Below are 18,613 nucleotides of genomic sequence, written 5' to 3' on the forward strand. Positions count from 1 at the left end.
TCGCTTCCTTTGTACTCACCCTCTCGGGCTTTCCTCCGGGCTTCCCTTCGGTGTTTCCGACTCTATCAGATCTTTTTCCGATCCGATTTCCTCGGCGCTTTCCAGGTTCTCGCTTTCGCGTTTCCCTTTCCGGCGGTTCCGACTCTATCAGATCCTTTCGGCGTCCGATTCCCAGTCAGAGGGGGTTGTCATCCCGGCTGTTGGGCCGTTCCGACGAGTGAGACTTTAGCGGATTCCCGGCCTCCGAGCTAATCGGGGGCCGCGTCCTTTCGAACGTGGATTCCTCATTTCGCAAATACGCACACCGAAGCGCACGGCGACGGATCGCCGATGGCTGGTAGGTACTTGCGGAATGGCTGTCCGGGGACCGACCGGAGTCGGCGCTCACGTCGGACAACTCGGAGAACTTTACGTATCGGGTTGGGGTGTGTCAACTCGCGGTGGCACGGCACCCCACCGGCGTATGGTGAACGGCATGACTACGCGTACGTGCACCCAGCAGTGGTGGGCCGCCTGACGGCGGCCGCGCTCACGTATGCGTTCAACGGCCGCCACCTCGGCGGCCGTTCGCGTATCTCCCTCCAGCACCCCTGAGGGCCGGCCGCTCGGGACGGCGGCCCCGACCAGGAGGTGGAGAGGGAATGACACGGGTCTTCAGTGGGATCAAGCCGACCGGGCACCTGACGCTGGGGAACTATCTGGGCGCCATGCGGCAGTGGGCCGCGGTGGACCAGCACCAGGCCGAGGCGCTGTTCTGCATCGTCGATCTGCACGGGATGACCGTGGACCACGATCCCGCCCGATTGCGCCGGCTGACCCGGCAGGCGGCGACGCTGCTGCTGGCCGCGGGGCTGGATCCCGAGCTGTGCACCGTGTTCGTACAGAGTCATGTCGACGAGCACACCCGGTTGTCGTACGTCATGGAGTGCGTGGCGACCGACGGGGAGATGCGGCGCATGATCCAGTACAAGGAGAAGGTCGCGAGCGAGGGGGCGCGGGGGCGGGGTGTGCGACTGTCCTTGCTGACGTACCCGGCGCTGATGGCGGCGGACATCCTGGCTTACGGGGCGGACGAGGTGCCGGTCGGGGACGATCAGGCGCAGCACGTGGAGCTGACGCGGGATCTGGCGGTGCGGTTCAACCAGCGGTACGGGCACACGTTCGTGGTGCCGAAGGCGACCGTGCCGAAGGTGGCGGCCCGGGTGATGAACCTGCAGGATCCGACGTCGAAGATGGGGAAGAGCGACGACTCGGGACCGGGGATCGTCTATCTGCTGGACGAGCCGGACGTGATCCGGAAGAAGGTCATGCGGGCTGTGACCGACAGCGGGCGCGAGGTCGTGTACGACCGGGAGGAGCGGCCCGGGGTCGCGAATCTGCTGGAGATTCTCGCTGCGTGCACGGGCGGGAACCCTGAGTCACTGGCAACCGTTCACGATTCGTACGGCGCTCTGAAGAAGGCCACCGCGGAGGCGGTGGTGGAGGTGCTCGGGCCCGTGCAGGCCAGGCACAAGGAGTTGTGTGCCGATCCGGGATATGTGGAGGGGGTGCTGCGGCATGGAGCGGAGAAGGCTCGGGCGATCGCCCGGCCGATTGTCGATACCGCTTACAGGGCGATCGGCTTGTTGCCGCCGGGCGCCTTCGCGGAGTCGGTGACGGCCGAGCCCGCGTTGAACGCGGCGCGGTAGGCGGGGTAGGCGTGGGGGCCGGTGGCGGTGCGACGGCTCAGCCACCGCCCCCTTGGGGTGAGCGTCAGTCCTTCTTGCCCGAGGCGAGTTCGCGGCTGCGGTCGCGGGCGGCTTCGAGAGCAGCGATGAGGGCGGCCCGTACGCCGTGGTTCTCCAGTTCACGGATGGCGTTGATGGTGGTGCCGGCGGGCGAGGTGACGTTCTCGCGGAGCTTGACGGGGTGCTCGCCGCTGTCGCGGAGCATCACGGCGGCGCCGATCGCGGACTGGACGATCAGATCGTGGGCCTTGTCGCGGGGCAGGCCGAGCAGGATGCCGGCGTCGGTCATGGCCTCGACCAGGTAGAAGAAGTACGCCGGGCCCGAGCCGGAGAGGGCGGTACAGGCGTCCTGCTGGGACTCGGGGACCCGGAGGGTCTTGCCGACGGCACCGAAGATCTCCTCGGCGTGGGCGAGGTGGGCGGCGGTGGCGTGGCTGCCGGCGGAGATGACCGACATCGCCTCGTCGACGAGGGCGGGGGTGTTGGTCATGACACGGACGACCGGGGTGCCCGCGGCGAGGCGCTCCTCGAAGAAGGAGGTGGGGATGCCCGCGGCGCCGCTGATGATGAGGCGGTCGGCGGGGACGTACGGGGCGAGTTCGTCGAGGAGGGTGCCCATGTCCTGCGGCTTGACCGTGAGGATCAGGGTGTCGGCGGTCTTCGCTGCCTCGGCGTTGGTGACCGGGGTGACTCCGTGGCGGGTGCGGAGTTCTTCGGCGCGTTCGGGGCGGCGGGCGGTGACCAGGAGGTCGGCGGGGGCCCAGCCGGCGCGGATCATTCCGCTGAGCAGGGCTTCGCCGATCTTGCCGGTGCCGAGGACTGCGACTTTCTGACTCATGCGGTTCAGTCTGGCACCGGGGTGAGGGGGGCGGGGTGGTTGTCCGCCGGCCGGAACGCGGCCCCGCCCGGGTCATGCCGTGCGTCGCCGCAGGGTTGCCGCGCCGAGGGCCAGTACGAGCAGTGCGCAGCCGGCGACGATCGCGATGTCCCTGACGAAGGTCGCGGTCATGTCGGTGTGGTGGAGGACCTCGTTCATGCCGTCGACGGCGTAGGACATGGGCAGGACGTCGGAGATGGCTTCCAGGACGGGGTGCATCTCGGAGCGGGGTGTGAACAGGCCGCAGAGGAGGAGTTGGGGGAAGATCACCGCGGGCATGAACTGGACCGCCTGGAATTCCGAGGCCGCGAAGGCCGAGACGAAGAGACCGAGGGCCGTGCCGAGCAGGGCGTCGAGCAGGGCGACCAGGAGCAGCAGCCAGGGGGAGCCGGTGACGTCGAGGCCGAGGAACCAGACGGCGAGGCCGGTGGCGAGGGCCGACTGGATGATCGCGAGGGTGCCGAAGGCGAGGGCGTAGCCGGCGATGAGGTCGGCCTTGCCGAGGGGCATGGCGAGGAGGCGTTCGAGGGTGCCGGAGGTGCGTTCCCGGAGGGTGGCGATGGAGGTCACCAGGAACATCGTGATGAGCGGGAAGATCCCGAGGAGCGAGGCGCCGATGTTGTCGAAGGTGTGCGGGCTGCCGTCGAAGACGTAGCGGAGCAGGACCAGCATGAGGCAGGGGATGAGGAGCAGCAGCGCGATCGTGCGGGGGTCGTGGCGGAGTTGGCGCAGCACGCGGGCGGCGGTGGCGGTGGTGCGGGAGAGGCTGAGGGCGCGGACGGGAGTGGCCGTGGCGGTCGCCGGCTGAGTGGTCATCGTGCCGTTTCCTTAGTGCGGGCGTTGGCGGCCGCTTCGTCGACGAGGTGGAGGAAGGCGGCTTCGACCGTGTCGGAGCCGGTGCGGGTGCGGAGGGCCTCGGGGGTGTCGTCGGCGAGGATCTCGCCGTCGCGCATGAGGAGGAGGCGGTGGCAGCGCTCGGCCTCGTCCATGACGTGGGAGGAGATGAGAAGGGTGGCACCGCGGGCGGCGATGGCGTGGAAGAGGTGCCAGAGGTCGCGGCGCAGGACGGGGTCGAGGCCGACGGTGGGTTCGTCGAGGACGAGGAGCTCGGGGGTGCCGAGCAGGGCGACGGCGAGGGAGACGCGGCTGCGCTGTCCGCCGGAGAGGTTGCCGGCGAGGGCGTCGGCGTGGCTGGTGAGGTCGACTTCGCCGAGGACGCGTTCGACGTCGGCGCGGCGGTCGGGGGTGGGGCGGTTGGGGTCGAGGATCGAGCCGAAGTAGTCGAGGTTCTGGCGGATGGTCAGGTCGTCGTAGACGGAGGGGGCTTGGGTGACGTAGCCGATGCGGGTGCGGAGGGAGGGGTGGCCGGCGGGGCGGCCGAGGACGTCCAGGGTGCCGGAGACCTTGGCCTGGGTGCCGGCGATCGACCGCATCAGCGTCGACTTGCCGCATCCGGAGGGGCCGAGCAGGCCGGTGATCTGACCGCGGGGGACGGTGAAGTCGAGGCCGCGGAGGACGGTGCGGGGGCCGCGGATCGCGGTGAGTCCGGCGGCCCGGACGGCGGGCGGCAGGGCTGAGTTGCCGGGGGCCGCGGGCGGCTCCGGCGAGTAATTCATCATGTGATGAATAATGGGCCGGAGGGTGATAGCCGTCAAGAGCCGGTGTTGTCGGGGGACGTGGAGAGAAGGGCGCCACCGAGGCGCGACTGCCCGCGACGGGGTCTTGCCTACCGGCGTCGGCAGGATGCTGCCGCTGAGGCACGGCTGCCCACGGTCGGGGGGCTTACAGGGTGCGCGCGGCTGCGAACCCTGAGGGGCGCTGGGGGTACCCCCGGCCGATGGGGTAGGAACTGCGCGATCACCCCCCACCGGCCCGCAGCCGGAACTCTGGAGCGGGCCGGTATCGGTTCCTCAGGAGTTGAGGGCTACCAGAAGGAGCACGTCGTAGGTCTCCTCGACGACTCCGTCCGGAAAGACCTTCAGGAGGTGGCCGCGTTCCTCCGCGAGGAAGGCGGTGCGGCGGTCCTCGGGGGTGACGAGGAACGCCGAGTGGCTGGAGATGTTGGCGAGGTGGGTGTCGAGGGGGACCCGACGGCTCCAGCGGACCTCGCGGCGGCCGAAGCGGAGCCGGCCGCTGGGGTCGGCGAGGTCCGTGCGATCGGTTCCCTTGCTCTGCTCGGTCGCGACGTCGATACCGAAGAAGCGGCTGATACGGGCGGAGGCGTCGGCGATCCACTCGATGTCGAGGGCGCTGGTGTTCCACCACAGCGCCAGCGCGCCGCCGGGACGCAGCACGCGCAGGGCCTCCGGCACGGAGTGGGCGGTGTCGGTCCAGTGCCAGGCCTGGGCGTAGGTGATGAAGTCGGCGGTTCCGTCGGCGAGGGGGAGGGCGTTGCCGTTGCCGCGGACGACGGGGACGTCGGGGAGCGTGGTGTGGAACTGCGCCGCCATGCCCTCCCCCGGCTCCATCGCGACCACGTCGGCACCGCGCGCGTGCAGGAGGGCGGTCGCGATGCCCGTACCCGCGCCGACGTCGACCACCCGGGCGCCGGCGAGGGGGCGGCCGGCCTCCTCCTCGACCGCGTCGAGAAGGGCGGACGGGTAGGAGGGGCGGTTCGCGGCGTACTGGGCCGCGGCGGCGTTGAAGGACCGGGCGCGGGCGGCGTGGGAGGGGGCGGGGTTCGGGGGGTGCGACTGGCTTGTGGTCATGAGGCCATCGTCCCGGGGGTGGAGCGGGGGGCGACAGAGGATTTCCACGGGCCCAGAGCATTCATCCGGCCACCACCAGGCCGGGCGACCTGACCGACGGCGCATCCGCTACGCCGCGTCGCCGAAGCGGCCGAGGACACGGCGTCTCCCGGCAGTCAGGCCGGTCCGGCCGCCCCGGCGGGTGGTCTCAGCTCTTTCGCTTCTTCTTCGCCGGGTTGCCCGAGCGGCGCGTGGTGCGGTGTTCGTGTTCCTGGACCGCGGTGTCGTACTCGGTGCGGTGGAGTTTCTCGCCGGGAGCCTCCGTCAGGGAGCGGAAGAAATAGGCGAGGAGGGAGCCGACGAAGCCGATGGCGAGGAGGCCGCGCAGGGAGGCCTGGCGTTCGGGGTCGGGGCGCTTGCCGAAGGACTCCCAGGTGTTGCGGAAGGCGAGGGCGCTGCAGATGGCGAACATCGCGACGACGAGGACGGTCACGAAGGAGCCGGTCTCGGCGAGCTGCACGCCCTCGTAGGCGAGGCGGAGGACCAGGCAGGAGCCGACGGCGGCGGCGAGCGAGCCCACGGCCACGCCGATCCGGCGGGCGGTGTAGCCGTCGTCGTGGTTCACCCAGGACGTGCCGAAGAAGCGGAGGGGCTCGGGGCGGGGGCCGCCGGCGGAGCCCGCGGGGGTGTCCGGGGTGCCTGGTTCGTCGCTCACGGGACGATTATGGCGCCGGGGGCCGCGGGCTCCGGGGCGGGGCCGGTGTGACCGGTCAGGAACAGCGGGCGGTGACGTAGCCGTCGCTGCCCGTGTGGACGTAGGTGTCCGAGACGTACGCGCTGCCGCCGATGTTGTCCCAGATGTTCGAGGTGCCGTAATACCCGGACACCGTCGTACCCGGCGTCTGGCAGAAGAGCTCCACCACGGAGCTCGCGGACAGGACGCGGACGATGCTGTAGGAGGTGCCCGGACCGCTCCGGACGTTCAGCTCGACCGGGGCGGTGGTGTAAGAGCTCGCGGCAGTCGCCGTCGCGGCCCAGCCCAGCACCATCATGGCGGACGTGGCGGCTGTGCCGGCGAGCATCAGCGCCCGGCGCCTCGGCGAGGTCATGGTTGTGGCCGTCCTTTCAGGAGTGCGGTCAGGCGCAGCGATCGGCCACGTAGCCGTCGCTGCCGGTGTTGACGTAGGTGTCCGAGACGAACTCGCCGTTGTCGATGTTGTCCCAGATGTTCGACGTGCCGTAATACCCGGACACCGTCGAACCCGGCGTCTGGCAGAAGATCGGGACCTTGGTGCCCTCGGGAAGGGTCCGAGTGATGCTGTAGGTGGTGCCGGGGCCGCTGCGGACGTTCAGGCGGACGCCCGGGGCTGTCGAGTACAGCGATACGGCGGAGGCGACCGAGGCCGACCCCAGGATCATGAGGAAGGCTCCAGCGGAGCCGGCGAGAAGGACGGAAGCGCGTCTTACGGGTGTCATCTGAGTCCCCCTGGATCGGGTCAGGCGCAGCGGTCGGCCACGTAGCCGTCGCTGCTGGTGTTGACGTAGGCGTCTGACACGAACTCGCCGTTGCTGATGTTGTCCCAGATGTTCGACGTGCCGTAATACCCGGACACCGTCGTACCCGGCGTCTGGCAGTAGATCGGGACCTTGGCGCCCTCGGGGAGGACGCGGGTGATGTCGTAACCGGTGCCGGGGCCGCTGCGGACGTTCAGGCGGACGCCCGGGGCTGTCGAGTAGTAGCGCACGGATGCCGCCAGCGTCGTGACGGCCTCCTCCTCGCCGCTGCCCTCGGTCCTCTGTGTGTTTTCGACGGACATGTAGTGCTCCCCCACTGGACCCATGAGTGCCATGGAGTCCCGTTGATTCCCTGCGATCGAGTCACGAAACACATGTGCGCAACTCGCACGCGGACGCTAGCAAGCCGCCTCTGTATCGCACGAGTCATCGACTAGGCTCCGTGCGTCGCGCTCCGCGGAACAAGCACGGAGGTGAGCCCATGACGCCACAGCGCAACACCGGAGCGGGCGCGGAAGCGGAACTTCCCGAGTACGCCGGGCACTACCGCCTGGAGTCCTGCCTGGGTTCGGGTGGCATGGGTGTGGTGCACCTGGCCCGCAGCACCTCGGGGTTGAAGCTCGCCGTGAAGGTCGTGCACGCCGAGTTCGCCAAGGACCGTGAGTTCAGGGGGCGTTTCCGGCAGGAGGTGGCCGCCGCGCGCAAGGTCAGCGGCGCCTTCACCGCCCCTGTCGTGGACGCCGATCCCGAGGCCGAACGGCCTTGGATGGCCACCCTCTTCATCCCCGGACCGACGCTGTCCGAGCACGTGAAGCGGAACGGGCCCATGCCTCCTGCTCAGTTGCGCCGGCTGATGGCCGGGCTCGCGGAGGCACTGGGCGATATTCACAGGGTCGGGGTGGTGCACCGGGACCTCAAGCCGAGCAATGTGCTGCTCGCCGAGGACGGTCCGAAGGTCATCGACTTCGGCATTTCCCGGCCGAAGGACAGTGAACTGCGGACCGAGACCGGGAAGTTGATCGGTACACCGCCGTTCATGGCGCCCGAGCAGTTCCGCCGGCCACGGGAGGTCGGGCCTGCCGCCGACATCTTCGCGCTGGGGTCGGTGCTGGTGCACGCAGCGACGGGACGGGGGCCGTTCGACTCCGACAGCCCTTATGTCGTCGCGTATCAGGTCGTGCATGACGAGCCGGACATCACGGGGGTGCCGGAGGAACTCGCTCCGCTGGTGCTGCGGTGCCTCGCCAAGGAGCCGGAGGACCGGCCGACGCCTGAAGAACTGATGCGTGGGCTGCGGTCGTTGTCGGCGTCGTACGACACACAGGCGTTCATACCGGCACAGCGGACGACGGTCACCGACGAAACCGGTGACGCCCGTGAAACGCCGGATCCGGATCCACCGAAGGCGAAGGAGCAGAAGCCGGGGCAACCGCGCAGGCCACGCCTCAGCCGACGGGTCCTCCTGGCGACGGGCGCCGTCGTGCTCGGGTTGGGCACGGTCGCGGCTCTGGCCCTGTGGGCCGCGGGGGACAGCCCGCGGGCGCAGGAGAGCAGCCCGAAGACAACGGCCGCTGCCTTCGCCGCCTGGCAGGCGAACCCGATCGCCAAGGACGTGACCACTCCCCAATGCGCGGACGGCGACGGGAAGTTGTTCTGCACCGAGGCATCCGCGGCCTTCGCCCTGAATCCGGTGACGGGTGCCGTGCTCTGGCGGCACTCCGTCGCGAACACCCACTGGAGCAGACCCCCGGCATTCTCCGGCGGCCTCGTCCAGCTCGTCACGGACGAGGGGCATGTGTCAGCGCTCGATCCGGACTCGGGCAGGAGCCGATGGCAGCGGAACCTGCCCGCGAACGTGGGGATGAAGTACGCCGGCGACACGCTCCTGCTCGCACGCGCGGACGGCACGGTCACCGGAGTGGACAGTGCGACCGGCACCATCAAGTGGAGTCGGCCGACAGGGGGGCGCAGCACACCCCGGATCAGCTTCTTCCCCTCGGACCCGTCATCGGCGTATGTGACCAGTACGTCCGACAACGGGGCCGGCACCCGGATCACCGCCGTGAATCCGGCCACCGGGGACGTTCGATGGGAAACGAGGTTGCAGGGTCTGCTGACACCGGTCGGCACGCAGGACGGGGCGGTCTTCCTGCTGGTCACGGATCCGGAGTACGGCGACACAGATGCCGTGGTCCGCTACACGACGGAGAACGGGGCGACTCGCCGGGTCAAGCTCCCCGTACCGCGTGCGGACGCGCAGGCCGGCGTACACGGCGGGGTGGTCTATGTACTGGCAGCCACCGGCTCGCTGGATGCCGTCGACATGGACGCGGGCAAGCGCATCTGGCATCTGGAGACTTCGGTGAGTCGAGGCTCGGCACCCGTCGCCGACAACCGGCATGTGTACTTCTCGGCGGCCGACGGACGGCTCATGGCCGTTGACGCGACCCGAGGAAAGGCAGCAGGACAGACCTCGTCCCGGTTCGGATCGGGCACGGGCGGAGTCGCCTCCTCAGTGCCCGCTCCCCTGATCATCGGCACCCACATCTACGCCACCGCCCCCGACGGCACCGTCTTCGCCGTGGACGCGGACGACCCCGGCGCCTGGTGACGTCGTAAGGGCAGACGAAGGGGCCGCCCCCTAAGGGAGGCGGCCCCCTGGGCGGGTGTCGCGGTTCAGCCCAGCTTTGTCACGTCGCGGACCGCGCCCTTGTCGGCGCTGGTGGCCATCGCGGCGTAGGCACGCAGCGCCGCCGAGACCTTGCGCTCGCGGTTCTTCGGGGCGTACACGCCGTTCAGAGCCTGCTCGCGGCGGGACAGTTCGGCCTCGTCGACGAGGAGCTCGATCGTGCGGTTCGGGATGTCGATGCGGATGCGGTCGCCGTCCTCGACCAGGGCGATCGTGCCGCCGGAGGCCGCCTCGGGGGAGGCGTGGCCGATGGAGAGACCGGACGTGCCGCCGGAGAAACGGCCGTCGGTGATCAGCGCGCAGGTCTTGCCGAGGCCGCGGCCCTTGAGGAAGGACGTCGGGTAGAGCATCTCCTGCATGCCGGGGCCGCCCTTGGGACCCTCGTAGCGGATCACGACGACATCGCCGTCCGTGACCTGCTTGTTGAGGATCTTCTCGACCGCTTCCTCCTGCGACTCGCAGACGACCGCGGGGCCCTCGAAGGTCCAGATCGACTCATCGACGCCGGCCGTCTTCACCACGCAGCCGTCGACGGCGAGGTTGCCCTTGAGGACCGCGAGGCCGCCGTCCTTGGAGTACGCGTGCTCGACGCTGCGGATGCAGCCTTCCGCCGCGTCCTCGTCCAGCGCCTCCCAGCGCTCGGACTGGGAGAAGGCCTCGGCGGAGCGGACGCAGCCGGGGGCCGCGTGCCAGAGTTCCACGGCCTCGGCGGACGGGGAGCCGCCGCGCACGTCCCACGTCTTCAGCCAGTCCGCCAGGGACGGGCTGTGGACGGAGTGGACGTCCTCGTTGAGAAGACCGCCGCGGTGCAGCTCGCCGAGGAGCGCGGGGATGCCGCCGGCCCGGTGCACGTCCTCCATGTAGTACGTGCGGGTCTTCGCGACGTTCGGGGCGACCTTCGCCAGGCAGGGCACGCGGCGGGACACCGCGTTGATCTGCTCCAGGCCGAAGGGGACGCCCGCCTCCTGGGCGGCGGCCAGCAGGTGCAGGATCGTGTTCGTGGAGCCGCCCATCGCGATGTCGAGGGCCATGGCGTTCTCGAACGCGGCGAAGGTGGCGATGTTGAGGGGCAGGACCGTGTCGTCGTCCTGCTCGTAGTAGCGGCGGGTGATGTCCATGACCGTGGTGGCCGCGTCGACGTACAGCTGCTTACGGGCCGTGTGGGTGGCCAGGACCGAGCCGTTGCCGGGGAGCGAGAGGCCGATGGCCTCGGTCAGGCAGTTCATCGAGTTGGCGGTGAACATGCCGGAACAGGAGCCGCAGGTCGGACAGGCGTTCTCCTCGATACGGAGGATGTCCTCGTCCGAGATCTTGTCGTTCACCGCGTCGGAGATCGCGTCCACCAGGTCGAGCGTGCGGACCGTGCCGTCGACCAGGGTCGCGCGGCCGGCCTCCATGGGGCCGCCGGAGACGAAGACCGTGGGGATGTTCAGGCGCAGGGCGGCCATCAGCATGCCCGGGGTGATCTTGTCGCAGTTGGAGATGCAGACCAGGGCGTCGGCGCAGTGCGCCTCGACCATGTACTCCACGCTGTCCGCGATCAGGTCGCGGGAGGGCAGGGAGTACAGCATGCCGCCGTGGCCCATCGCGATGCCGTCGTCGACGGCGATCGTGTTGAACTCGCGCGGGATACCGCCCGCCTCCTTGATCGCCTCGGAGACGATCCGGCCGACCGGCTGCAGGTGGGTGTGACCCGGGACGAACTCGGTGAAGCTGTTGGCGACCGCGATGATCGGCTTGCGGCCGATGTCCGCGCCGGGTACACCGGAGGCGCGCATAAGGGCGCGGGCGCCCGCCATGTTGCGGCCGTGGGTGACTGTGCGGGACCTCAGCTCGGGCATCGCGCTCGCTCCTTCAGACAAGTAGGGCTGCTAACGAGCGTACGCCCGTTGTTCAGGCCTCGGGACGAGGCGTCCGGAATGCGGGACGGATATCTCAGCGGACATCTCGGCGAACTGTCTCAGCGGCGCTGGTCACGGCCCGGTCAGATGCCCCTGCACCACCGGGGCGACCCGCCGCACGATCTGCTCCAGATCCGCCGACGCCAACGGCTCCACCTTGATCACATAGCGGAGCATCGCGCAGCCCACCAGCTGCGCGGCCGCCAGCTCGGCGCGCAGCTCCGCGTCCGGGAGGTCCAGCTGTTCGGCGATACGGCGCAGCAGCTGGGAGGCGATCAGCCGGCGGAAGACGGCGGCGGCCGTGTCGTTGTTGACGGCGGAGCGGACGATCGCCATCAACGGCTTGCGGGTGGTGGTGTTCTCCCAGATACCGAGGACGAATCGGGTCAGGCGCTCGCCCACGCCGTCCAGCGGGCCCTCGGCGATCGCGATGGGCGCGTTGAGCGCGGGCGCGAAGGCGACCGAGATGGCGGTCTCGAAGATCTGTTCCTTGGTGCCGAAGTAGTGGTGGACCAAGGCCGAGTCCACACCGGCGGCCTTGGCGATCCCGCGCACCGACGTCTTCTCGTACCCGCGTTCGGAGAACTCCTCGCGGGCGGCGTCGAGGATACGGTCCCGGGTGTCGGCCGCCTCGGTACGCGGGGGGCGGCCGCGGCGCCGGGTGCCGGTGCTGTGGTCGGCGTCCGTCATCGGCGGGGCACCCGCACGGCCGAGGCCAGGTGGAGGCGGGTGAAGGCGAGGGCCTCCGCGAGGTCGGCCTCGCGCTCCGCGCCGGACATCGCGCGCCGGGTGTTGACCTCGATGACGACATGCCCGTCGAAACCGGTGAGCGCGAGCCGCTCCAGGAGCTCGGCGCAGGGCTGGGTGCCGCGGCCGGGCACCAGGTGCTCGTCCTTGGCGGAGCCGCGGCCGTCGGCGAGGTGGACGTGGCCGAGCCGGTCGCCCATCCGGTCGACCATGGCGAGGGCGTCGGTGCGGGACGTCGCGGCGTGGCTGAGGTCGATCGTGAAGTGCCGGTAGTCGTCCTTGGTGACGTCCCAGTCGGGGGCGTACGCGAGCATCTCGCGGTCGCGGTAGCGCCAGGGGTACATGTTCTCCACCGCGAACCGCACGTCCGTCTCGTTCGCCATGCGCCAGATCCCCTCGACGAAGTCGCGGGCGTACTGGCGCTGCCAGCGGAACGGGGGGTGCACCACGACCGTGCTCGCGCCCAGCTTCTCGGCGGCGGCCCGGGCCCGCTGGAGCTTGACCCAGGGGTCGGTGGACCAGACCCGCTGGGTGATCAGCAGACAGGGGGCGTGGACGGCGAGGATCGGGACGCGGTGGTAGTCGCTCAGTCTGCGCAGGGCCTCGATGTCCTGGCTGACCGGGTCGGTCCACACCATGACCTCGACCCCGTCGTAGCCGAGGCGCGCGGCGATCTCGAAGGCCGTCGCCGTCGACTCCGGGTACACGGAGGCCGTGGAGAGCGCGACCTTCGCATCCGGGATGCGGACGACGTCCCTTGGTTCTGCCACGAGGGACAGGTTACGGGGTGGGACCGGGTGGGCAGGGGGCGCCTACTCGCCGTTGTGACCAGGGTCGCGTCGGGAGGAGGCGCTCGGACCGGACCCATACGGCTCGGACCGAACCCATGCGGCTCGGACCGGACCCCCGTGCCTCAGGCCCATCCCGCGTGCCTCAGGCCCAACCCGCATGCCTCAGGCCGAGCCCATGTGATCGAGTCGCCGCAGGATCACGCCCTCCCGCAGGGCCCACGGGCAGACCTCCAGGTTCTCCACCTCGAAGAGGTCCATCGCGGCCTCCGCCACCAGCGCACCCGCCACCAGCTGGCCCGCCCGGCCGTCCGACACTCCCGGGAGCGCGGAGCGCTGGGCCGTGGACATCGCCGCCAGCCTCGGGACCCAGGTCGTCAGGGAGCCCCGCTTGAGCTCCCGCTGGACGTAGAGACCGTCGGCGGAGCGGGCCGCGCCGGCGATCCGGGCCAGCTGCTTGAACGTCTTCGACGTGGCCACCACGTGGTCGGGGGCGCCGAAGCGGCTGAACTCGCCGACCGTACGGGCGATCTCGGCGCGTACATGGCGGCGCAGCGCCCGTATGTCGTCGGAGGTCGGCGGGTCGCCGGGCAGCCAGCCCGCGGTGAGCCGGCCCGCGCCGAGCGGCAGCGAGACGGCCGCGTCCGGCTCCTCGTCGATGCCGTACGCGATCTCCAGGGAACCGCCGCCGATGTCCAGGACCAGCAGCTTTCCGGCGGACCAGCCGAACCAGCGGCGTACCGCGAGGAAGGTCAGCCGGGCCTCCTCGGCGCCCGAGAGGACCTGGAGCTCGACACCGGTCTCGGCCTTCACGCGCGCGAGGACGTCGTCGGCGTTGCTGGCCTCCCGCACGGCGGAGGTGGCGAACGGCAGCACAGCCTCGACGCCCTTGTCCTCGGCGGCCTGCAAGGCGTCCTGGACGACGGCGACCAGTTTCTCGACCCCGTCGGGGCCGATCGCGCCGTTGCCGTCGAGCAGTTCGGCAAGGCGCAACTCCGCCTTGTGCGAGTGCGCCGGCAGCGGGCGCGCGCCGGGGTGTGCATCCACCACCAGCAGATGCACCGTGTTAGATCCCACGTCGAGGACACCGAGTCTCATGTACGGAACGCTACTGCCACCTGGGACATAACCGGTGCTCGGAGCCGTCCCCGATGCCGCCTCGGGCGTCATACCCTGGACGGGTGCCAAAGACGAAAAAGACGAAGGACCACAAGGGCGCCAAATCTGCCGACGGTTCTTCGCCGGTGAAGCCACCGAAGACGCCGGCGACATCGCCGTCGAAGTCGCCCGTGATGTCGAAGAAGGCCCTGGCAGCGGACGAGAAGGGCCTCGACTTCGCGCGGGCATGGGTGGAATTCCCTGATCCGGCGGACGACGAGCAGGTGTTCCGCTGCGATCTGACCTGGCTGACCTCCCGCTGGAACTGCATCTTCGGCAGCGGCTGCCAGGGCATCCAGGCGGGCCGCGCGGACGACGGCTGCTGCTCGCTGGGCGCGCACTTCTCCGACGAGGACGACGAGAAGCGGGTCGCCGAGCATGTGGCGAGGCTCACGCCGGAGATCTGGCAGCACCACGCCGAGGGCACGGAGCACGGCTGGATCTCGGAGGACGACGAGGGCTCCCGCCAGACCCGCCCCTTCAACGGCTCCTGCATCTTCCAGAACCGCCCCGGTTTCGCGGGCGGCGCGGGCTGCTCGCTGCACATCCTGGCGCTGAAGGAGGGCCGCGAGCCGCTGGAGACCAAGCCGGACGTCTGCTGGCAGCTCCCGATCCGCCGGACGTACGACTGGATCGACCGCCCCGACGACACGCGCGTCCTGCAGGTCTCGATCGGCGAGTACGACCGCAGGGGCTGGGGTCCGGGCGGCCACGACCTGCACTGGTGGTGCACGTCGGCGACATCGGCACACGGCGCGGGCGACCCGGTGTACGTCTCGTACCGCCCGGAACTGACCGAACTGATGGGCAAGGCAGGCTACGACCGCCTGGTGGAGCTGTGCGAGGAACGCCTCGCATCACAACTCCCCTTGCTGGCCCCTCACCCGGCGGACCCTGCGGACTGACAGATCCTCCGGACGGATGCCTCGTACAGCGCCCCGTCAGGGGCGCTGGGGGTACCCCCGGCCGAAGGCTGGGGGAGGAACTGCGCGACCAGCCACGACGCCGCCGCACCCGTCGACGTACCGCAACCAGCCACGGCGGGTACCGCCAGCCCGGCACCGCCGAACTCCACCGTCGTGGCCGAGCACCGTCGCGGCGGGAGGATGGGGACCGGCGAGAGAAGAGACCAACGGGACGGCCGGACGGCGGCGACAAAAAAGCCGCAGGCGGCTCTCACGGAGCCGTCGGTGCGCTCTCGGTCGCCGTCGGTGAAGCCGGCCCCGTCGGGCCGGCGGTGTCCGAGTCGGTGGGTGTGGGGGTCGGTGTCGGCCCGCTCGACGTCGGCGGGTCGGTGACCGGCGGTGTCGGTCCTGCGGATGCCGACTCGGTGGCCGTCGGCCCGGGCGCCCCCGTGGACGGGGGTTTCGGTCCCCGGCGCGTCGGCGGAGCCGCCCCGTACCCGTCGATCGACACCACCGCCCCCGCCGGCGCCACCGCCACCCGCGCCCCCCAGTGCCCGGCCGGCTCCCGCAGCTGATCGACGTACACCTTGATCGTGAACGACTCGCCCGGCCGGAGCGTTCCCGTGGACCGGGAGAAGTACAGCCAGCCCGCCGGCGTGGCCACCGACCACCGCACCGCCGAGTCCCCGGACGCCGCGAGTGTGATCAACGTCGTGTCGCCCTCGTTGGCGGCGGTGACCGCGAGGTGCCCCGCACCGGCCGCCCTGGCGGTGCCCCCGACCACGCTGATCACCTCCACCGACACATCGGCCCTGCCGTCCTTGCCGACGCGCGGGCCCGGTCTGGTGCCGGCGCTGCCCGCGTTGCCGGCGTTCTGGTAGCCCCGGGCGTCGCCGCCGTCGAGCGCGTCGGGGCCGGCGGCCTCCCGCGCGGTCGCGGACGGACCCTCGTGGGCATCCGCCGGCGAGCCCCGGTACGCGGCCCACAGGGCGAGCACCGGCGCCGCCACCACCGTTGCGACGACGGTGGTCGTGACGGCACGCGCGCGTAGCCGGTCGCGCCGGGCCGCGCGGTCCTTGGGGTCCATCGGGAAACCACGCCGGTCGAAGCGCGGCACGGCGGCGCCACGCGCGCGTGGCTGGTGCGCCAGCACCATGTGCAGGGCCGCGCGGGGCGCCTCCAGGACGGGCAGCTCGGCGGGCGTGGTCATCGCGCCGGGCCATCGCCCGGGGGCCACGCGTTCGGCGGTACGGCGGCAGCGCGGGCAGTCGTCGACGTGCCGGACCAGCTCGCGGCGCAGGGCGCTGCTGAGCACCAGCTGGCTGTCCCCGGTGAGGTGGGACACGCTCGGGCAGCCGCCGGTCTCGACGACGGCGAGGGCCGCCCGGGTGCGCTCGACCTCACAGGCGGCGGAGGAGAGCAGTTCACGGGCGGCGGCCAGGTCCATGCCGAGGACGGCGGCGACCTCGTGGGCGGCGAGGTGGTGGCGCACGGCGAGTTCGAGCGCCTCGCGCTGCTCGGGGGTGGTGCCGGCGGCCTCGGGCCAGGCGAGCAGGGCGAGTTCACCGCGCCGCTGCTCCTCGATCTCGGTGGCGACCAGCGGGTCCGGGTCGATGTGGCGGCCCGCCGCGTGGGTGGCCTGACGTTTCTGCTTGGCCTGGACCAAGCCGCGCAGACAGGCCCAGCGGGCCAGCGCGTACAGCCAGGCGCGGCGGTCGTCGGCCGCCTCCGGGACGCGCTGGCCACGCCGCTCGGCGAGTGCGATGACGTCCCCGAGGGCGGCGGTGGCCGCGTCGTGGTCGCACAGCACCGACAGGCAGTAGGTGAACAGGCCGTCCAGGTACGGCTCGTAGCGCGCCGGCGTCCGCTGCGCCAGCGTGCGCGCCGCGGTGCGATCGCGCGCCGCGCGCGCCTCCCGGTGCGCCCGGTGTGCGCCGGTCATGCGGGTCGAGGTCTCCGGAGTGCTGCTCATCACCCGTGCGACCGTAGGCGGCGGCGTATCGCCCCTTCTTGCGGCTTGAGCACTTTTAATCCGTACGGGTGAAACGATCCCTCATAAGGGGACAGGAACCCGTTGTTCCGCGGCTCGTCCCTCGTATCCCGTGGCCGAGACCGGTCCGCCCACACCCGTCACGGGGGCCACCGTGGTCCCGTTGTCGGTGGCGGGGACTACGGTTTCCGCATGGCCACCCGTACCAAGACCGCCAAGGACCGACCGTCGTACCGCTGCACCGAGTGCGGCTGGCAGACGGCCAAGTGGCTCGGCCGCTGCGCCGAGTGCCAGGCCTGGGGGACCGTCGAGGAGTACGGCACGCCCGCGGTCCGTACGACGGCACCCGGCCGTGTCACCACGTCCGCGGTGCCCATCGGGCAGGTCGACGGCCGCCAGGCCACCGCGCGCACGACCGGCGTGCCCGAGCTGGACCGGGTCCTCGGCGGCGGCCTCGTCCCCGGCGCGGTCGTGCTGCTCGCGGGCGAGCCCGGCGTCGGCAAGTCCACCCTCCTGCTCGACGTGGCGGCCAAGTCGGCCAGCGACGAGCACCGCACCCTCTATGTCACCGGCGAGGAGTCCGCGAGCCAGGTCCGGCTGCGCGCCGACCGGATCGGCGCCCTCGACGACAACCTCTATCTCGCCGCCGAGACCGACCTGTCCGCCGTCCTCGGCCACTTGGACGCGGTGAAGCCGTCGCTGCTCATCCTCGACTCGGTGCAGACCGTCGCCTCCCCCGAGATCGACGGTGCGCCGGGCGGCATGGCCCAGGTCAGGGAGGTGGCCGGGGCGCTCATCCGGGCCTCCAAGGAGCGGGGCATGTCGACGCTCCTCGTGGGCCATGTCACCAAGGACGGCGCGATCGCCGGCCCGCGGCTCCTCGAACACCTCGTGGATGTCGTCCTCCACTTCGAGGGCGACCGGCATGCCCGCCTCCGTCTGGTCCGGGGCGTGAAGAACCGCTACGGCGCCACCGACGAGGTCGGCTGCTTCGAGCTGCACGACGAGGGCATCACCGGTCTCGCCGACCCGAGCGGACTCTTCCTGACGCGGCGCGACGAACCGGTCCCGGGTACCTGCCTGACGGTGACCCTGGAGGGCCGCCGCCCGCTGGTCGCCGAGGTCCAGGCGCTGACCGTGGACTCCCAGATCCCCTCCCCCCGCCGGACCACCTCGGGCCTGGAGACCTCCCGGGTGTCGATGATGCTGGCGGTGCTGGAGCAGCGGGGGCGCATCAGCGCGCTCGGCAAGCGGGACATCTACTCCGCGACGGTCGGCGGGGTGAAGCTCTCCGAGCCCGCCGCCGACCTGGCCATCGCCCTCGCCCTGGCCTCCGCGGCCAGCGACACCCCCCTCCCGAAGAACCTGGTCGCGATCGGCGAGGTCGGCCTCGCGGGCGAGGTCAGACGGGTCACCGGCGTCCAGCGCAGGCTTTCGGAGGCGCACCGTCTCGGCTTCACACACGCGCTCGTACCGGGCGATCCGGGCAAGATCCCGCCGGGCATGAAGGTCCTGGAAGTCGCGGACATGGGGGACGCCCTGCGGGTGCTGCCGCGCTCCCGTCGTCGAGAGGCCCCACAGGAGGCGGAGGAGCGCCGGTAGACTTTGCCCTGGTCTCGCCCGTCCGTA

17 protein-coding genes are annotated in these 18,613 nt (G+C 70.9%); 4 read left to right on the forward strand and 13 right to left on the reverse strand.

What is annotated here, in order from left to right:
* The first annotated feature begins 641 nt into the window (after positions 1-641).
* A complete protein-coding gene (trpS, locus tag ACIRR9_RS44750; RefSeq protein WP_403764693.1) occupies positions 642-1,688 on the forward strand; it encodes a tryptophan--tRNA ligase in 1,047 nt (348 codons plus the stop codon).
* A gap of 64 nt (positions 1,689-1,752) precedes the next feature.
* Here the strand turns inward: trpS and proC are convergent, their stop codons facing one another.
* From proC to ACIRR9_RS44790, 8 genes are all read right to left on the reverse strand, one after another.
* On the reverse strand, positions 1,753-2,565 hold the full coding sequence (proC, locus tag ACIRR9_RS44755) for a pyrroline-5-carboxylate reductase (protein ID WP_365338524.1): 813 nt from the start codon (positions 2,563-2,565) through the stop codon (positions 1,753-1,755).
* 72 nt (positions 2,566-2,637) lie between these two features.
* A complete protein-coding gene (locus ACIRR9_RS44760; RefSeq protein ID WP_403764695.1) occupies positions 2,638-3,420 on the reverse strand; it encodes an ABC transporter permease in 783 nt (260 codons plus the stop codon).
* On the reverse strand, positions 3,417-4,223 hold the full coding sequence (locus ACIRR9_RS44765) for an ABC transporter ATP-binding protein (RefSeq protein ID WP_403764697.1): 807 nt from the start codon (positions 4,221-4,223) through the stop codon (positions 3,417-3,419). Before ACIRR9_RS44765 ends, ACIRR9_RS44760 begins: the two co-directional genes overlap by 4 nt.
* A gap of 291 nt (positions 4,224-4,514) precedes the next feature.
* On the reverse strand, positions 4,515-5,312 hold the full coding sequence (locus tag ACIRR9_RS44770; protein ID WP_403764699.1) for a class I SAM-dependent methyltransferase: 798 nt from the start codon (positions 5,310-5,312) through the stop codon (positions 4,515-4,517).
* A gap of 187 nt (positions 5,313-5,499) precedes the next feature.
* On the reverse strand, positions 5,500-6,006 hold the full coding sequence (locus ACIRR9_RS44775; RefSeq protein ID WP_403764701.1) for an EamA/RhaT family transporter: 507 nt from the start codon (positions 6,004-6,006) through the stop codon (positions 5,500-5,502).
* A gap of 55 nt (positions 6,007-6,061) precedes the next feature.
* Complete coding sequence (locus ACIRR9_RS44780) at positions 6,062-6,400, reverse strand: hypothetical protein (protein ID WP_403764703.1); 339 nt, start codon at positions 6,398-6,400, stop codon at positions 6,062-6,064.
* 28 nt (positions 6,401-6,428) lie between these two features.
* The gene (locus ACIRR9_RS44785; protein WP_403764705.1) at positions 6,429-6,710 is read right to left on the reverse strand and encodes an SH3 domain-containing protein; all 282 of its coding nucleotides are present in this window, start codon (positions 6,708-6,710) and stop codon (positions 6,429-6,431) included.
* A 77-nt stretch (positions 6,711-6,787) separates the two neighbouring features.
* Positions 6,788-7,108 (reverse strand): SH3 domain-containing protein, encoded by a 321-nt coding sequence (locus ACIRR9_RS44790; protein ID WP_403764707.1) that lies wholly within the window; start codon positions 7,106-7,108, stop codon positions 6,788-6,790.
* Positions 7,109-7,287: 179 nt separating this feature from the next.
* Between ACIRR9_RS44790 and ACIRR9_RS44795 the strand changes: the two genes are divergently transcribed.
* Entirely contained in the window at positions 7,288-9,417 is a 2,130-nt protein-coding gene (locus ACIRR9_RS44795; protein ID WP_403764709.1) for a PQQ-binding-like beta-propeller repeat protein, read from the forward strand.
* A gap of 65 nt (positions 9,418-9,482) precedes the next feature.
* Here ACIRR9_RS44795 and ilvD read toward each other — a convergent pair whose 3' ends face one another.
* From ilvD to ACIRR9_RS44815, 4 genes are all read right to left on the reverse strand, one after another.
* Entirely contained in the window at positions 9,483-11,336 is a 1,854-nt protein-coding gene (gene ilvD / locus ACIRR9_RS44800) for a dihydroxy-acid dehydratase (RefSeq protein ID WP_403764711.1), read from the reverse strand.
* A 132-nt stretch (positions 11,337-11,468) separates the two neighbouring features.
* Positions 11,469-12,086: a TetR family transcriptional regulator gene (locus ACIRR9_RS44805; protein ID WP_403764713.1), complete on the reverse strand. Its 618-nt coding sequence runs from the start codon at positions 12,084-12,086 to the stop codon at positions 11,469-11,471.
* Positions 12,083-12,913 carry a sugar phosphate isomerase/epimerase gene (locus tag ACIRR9_RS44810; RefSeq protein ID WP_123975211.1) on the reverse strand — a complete coding sequence of 277 codons (831 nt, stop codon included), beginning with the start codon at positions 12,911-12,913 and terminating at the stop codon, positions 12,083-12,085. Before ACIRR9_RS44810 ends, ACIRR9_RS44805 begins: the two co-directional genes overlap by 4 nt.
* Before the next feature lie 183 nt (positions 12,914-13,096).
* Positions 13,097-14,029, reverse strand: a complete 933-nt coding sequence (locus tag ACIRR9_RS44815; protein ID WP_403764715.1) for a Ppx/GppA family phosphatase — start codon at positions 14,027-14,029, stop codon at positions 13,097-13,099.
* A gap of 194 nt (positions 14,030-14,223) precedes the next feature.
* Here ACIRR9_RS44815 and ACIRR9_RS44820 point away from each other — a divergent pair, with 194 nt between their 5' ends.
* A complete protein-coding gene (locus tag ACIRR9_RS44820) occupies positions 14,224-14,994 on the forward strand; it encodes a hypothetical protein (RefSeq protein ID WP_403764814.1) in 771 nt (256 codons plus the stop codon).
* A gap of 271 nt (positions 14,995-15,265) precedes the next feature.
* Here the strand turns inward: ACIRR9_RS44820 and ACIRR9_RS44825 are convergent, their stop codons facing one another.
* The gene (locus tag ACIRR9_RS44825; protein WP_403764717.1) at positions 15,266-16,969 is read right to left on the reverse strand and encodes a hypothetical protein; all 1,704 of its coding nucleotides are present in this window, start codon (positions 16,967-16,969) and stop codon (positions 15,266-15,268) included.
* 207 nt (positions 16,970-17,176) lie between these two features.
* Between ACIRR9_RS44825 and radA the strand changes: the two genes are divergently transcribed.
* Positions 17,177-18,586 carry a DNA repair protein RadA gene (gene radA, locus ACIRR9_RS44830; RefSeq protein WP_403764719.1) on the forward strand — a complete coding sequence of 470 codons (1,410 nt, stop codon included), beginning with the start codon at positions 17,177-17,179 and terminating at the stop codon, positions 18,584-18,586.
* Positions 18,587-18,613: the final 27 nt, after the last annotated feature.

Origin of the sequence: Streptomyces sp. NPDC101234, assembly GCF_044767525.1 — a bacterium.
In the GTDB taxonomy this organism is placed as follows: Bacteria; Actinomycetota; Actinomycetes; order Streptomycetales; family Streptomycetaceae; genus Streptomyces; species Streptomyces sasae.

What these genes read in the sequence shown, in the direction of transcription:
- ACIRR9_RS44765 (WP_403764697.1), bottom strand. Translation starts at nt 4,223, where the DNA reads ATGATGAATTACTCGCCGGAGCCGCCCGCGGCCCCCGGCAACTCAGCC.
- ACIRR9_RS44770 (WP_403764699.1), bottom strand. Translation starts at nt 5,312, where the DNA reads ATGACCACAAGCCAGTCGCACCCCCCGAACCCCGCCCCCTCCCACGCC.
- ilvD (WP_403764711.1), bottom strand. Translation starts at nt 11,336, where the DNA reads ATGCCCGAGCTGAGGTCCCGCACAGTCACCCACGGCCGCAACATGGCG.
- ACIRR9_RS44805 (WP_403764713.1), bottom strand. Translation starts at nt 12,086, where the DNA reads ATGACGGACGCCGACCACAGCACCGGCACCCGGCGCCGCGGCCGCCCC.
- radA (WP_403764719.1), top strand. Translation starts at nt 17,177, where the DNA reads ATGGCCACCCGTACCAAGACCGCCAAGGACCGACCGTCGTACCGCTGC.
- ACIRR9_RS44815 (WP_403764715.1), bottom strand. Translation starts at nt 14,029, where the DNA reads ATGAGACTCGGTGTCCTCGACGTGGGATCTAACACGGTGCATCTGCTG.
- ACIRR9_RS44780 (WP_403764703.1), bottom strand. Translation starts at nt 6,400, where the DNA reads ATGACCTCGCCGAGGCGCCGGGCGCTGATGCTCGCCGGCACAGCCGCC.
- ACIRR9_RS44785 (WP_403764705.1), bottom strand. Translation starts at nt 6,710, where the DNA reads ATGATCCTGGGGTCGGCCTCGGTCGCCTCCGCCGTATCGCTGTACTCG.
- ACIRR9_RS44820 (WP_403764814.1), top strand. Translation starts at nt 14,224, where the DNA reads ATGTCGAAGAAGGCCCTGGCAGCGGACGAGAAGGGCCTCGACTTCGCG.
- ACIRR9_RS44790 (WP_403764707.1), bottom strand. Translation starts at nt 7,108, where the DNA reads ATGTCCGTCGAAAACACACAGAGGACCGAGGGCAGCGGCGAGGAGGAG.
- proC (WP_365338524.1), bottom strand. Translation starts at nt 2,565, where the DNA reads ATGAGTCAGAAAGTCGCAGTCCTCGGCACCGGCAAGATCGGCGAAGCC.
- ACIRR9_RS44795 (WP_403764709.1), top strand. Translation starts at nt 7,288, where the DNA reads ATGACGCCACAGCGCAACACCGGAGCGGGCGCGGAAGCGGAACTTCCC.
- ACIRR9_RS44760 (WP_403764695.1), bottom strand. Translation starts at nt 3,420, where the DNA reads ATGACCACTCAGCCGGCGACCGCCACGGCCACTCCCGTCCGCGCCCTC.
- trpS (WP_403764693.1), top strand. Translation starts at nt 642, where the DNA reads ATGACACGGGTCTTCAGTGGGATCAAGCCGACCGGGCACCTGACGCTG.